The organism is Frankia sp. Allo2, assembly GCF_000733325.1.
GTDB classification, from domain to species: domain Bacteria; phylum Actinomycetota; class Actinomycetes; order Frankiales; family Frankiaceae; genus Frankia; species Frankia casuarinae.
In genome coordinates this window covers 1-1,866 of sequence record NZ_JPHT01000103.1, presented here as the reverse complement: position 1 = coordinate 1,866, position 1,866 = coordinate 1, and the positions used below count along the sequence as shown (strand labels likewise).

General features: G+C 63.8%; 2 protein-coding genes and 2 pseudogenes. All 4 read right to left on the bottom strand.

Annotated features, from left to right (window positions below):
- Positions 1–325: pseudogene (locus ALLO2_RS22970) on the bottom strand (LacI family transcriptional regulator); the annotation flags it as partial.
- 89 nt (positions 326–414) lie between these two features.
- Positions 415–1,179: an isocitrate lyase/PEP mutase family protein gene (locus ALLO2_RS28530; protein WP_051875543.1), complete on the bottom strand. Its 765-nt coding sequence runs from the start codon at positions 1,177–1,179 to the stop codon at positions 415–417.
- 55 nt (positions 1,180–1,234) lie between these two features.
- A complete protein-coding gene (locus tag ALLO2_RS28525; RefSeq protein ID WP_369807794.1) occupies positions 1,235–1,534 on the bottom strand; it encodes a thiamine pyrophosphate-binding protein in 300 nt (99 codons plus the stop codon).
- 117 nt (positions 1,535–1,651) lie between these two features.
- A pseudogene (locus ALLO2_RS28520) lies at positions 1,652–1,866 on the bottom strand (DDE endonuclease); the annotation flags it as partial.

Below are 1,866 nucleotides of genomic sequence, written 5' to 3'. Positions count from 1 at the left end.
CCAGATTGATCAGGTGCTGCACCGCCGTACGGGCACCGCCGACGTCATCGACCCGCACGCTGGGGAAACCGGGCACGCTCGCGCCGACCAGAACAACTGGTTCTTTAAGAAGGAAGCCCAGGATTTCGATCTCCGTCGGAGTGACCGGAGTGAGAGGTGGACACAGGACGAGCGCCGCATCGACTCGCTCACACAGTGACAGCGCATCGAAGAGGCCCGAGTCGTCCCCGAGGTTGTAAAGCAACAGGTCCAGTCCGGCCCCCCGCAGCACCGCCTCGGCCCCCCTGAGGACTTCGAGGAAAACCCAGTTGGCAACATCCGGCACGATCACCCCTTGTGGACCAGGACCGCGCCGGTCAGGCTCAAAACGGCGGCGAGCACGGCGAGAATCATCGCGGCTGGGAGGGTACGCATTCACGAGGTCTCCGATCTCTGACACCGATGCGATCTGATCGTCCAGTTGTGGAGCGGGGCCGGTCCTAGCTTCTCCNATCTGTTGGGCGGTGTCTTCCATCGCCCAACAGATCGGAGGGGCTGGTTCGCGAAGATCCAGTGTGTGATACCGGACCTGGCGTACTCCTCGGCACCGAGCGCTGGATAGCAGGTTGGTGCGATGAACACCGGCGTGCGCCGATCCCATCCCCGGCCGAATTCCAGAAGTTCCTCGCCCCCGTCGGGTCGCGTGGCTTGCACAAACACCGCGTCCGCGCCGGCATCCACATAGCGGTTCGCGCGGTTCAAGGCCTCGGCCACGCCGTGCCCGGCCACCAACGCTNCGGTTCGGGNGATCAAGAAACAGCTGGGCTCCAGCCCGCGGCGCGTGGCGCGGAGGCNTTTCTCCTGTTCTTCCACGCTGGCCAGGTCCCGCTCACCGGGGTACAGGNTCGACCNCTTGTCCAGCGTGTTGTCCTCGATGCACACCGCGCTCGCGCCGGCCTGGGAGATTGTCCGCGCCGCCAGGTCTACCTTGCGCGGGCCTCCGTACCCGGATTCCATGTCCACAACCACCGGATGACGCGTCGTCCTCGCCACGGTCCGTACCACACTGGCCATCTCGGAGGAATCTATTAGCCCGAGATCGGGAAGGCCCCCCAGCGCGGCGGACACACAGAAACTGCTCACCCAGACGAAGTCGGGGTTGTGCTTGTCGGCCAGCCGTGCGGACGGGCCGTCATACACGCCAACTCCGAGACGTACAGGAGTATCGGTCGAGAACCAGCTGGGTGTCACGTGATTACCTTCCCGGTTTGTGATGTCGAAGAGTTCGACTTTTAACCATTGGAGTGGTATGCGTAGCGCTCCATCGAGCCGCACAGATGAAATCTTCGTTGGGAGCTAGCGGCTGTCCGGTGACCATCACGGCGCCCGCGGCTGCGGGCCCGGCACCCTGCTCGTGACCGACGGTGACATACCGGAGGGTGGCGCCGTCGATCAGCGTTCGGGGCGGGGAAGGGATCGGACCCCTGGGGGNGCCAAAGATGATCTTTTNATTCGTCGACCCCAACGAACCGACCACCGACCGCGCTCCGGTCATCTTCTTGATCCTTTTTCTCCGGTCGGTGAGATCATGAAGATCCGAAGTGAGCTCCCGAGGCATATCGTCAACCATCATGTTTACGTACGCTACAGAGCTTGAATGGTCAGGGTCTGGCTACGGCGGTTNCGGGNCGATGATCAGTTCGGTCTGGCCGAGGAAGCCGGCGATCAGGTCGGGCCGGTACTGGACGCGTTTGAGCAGGGTCTTGATCGTGGCGGTGAGCTGGTCGACGGTGACCCGGACGTGGTTGCCCAGGTCGCGTTTGACGTGGGCCCACACGCCTTCGACGGGGTTGAGGTCGGGGGCGTAGGCGGGCAGGGGGATCACGG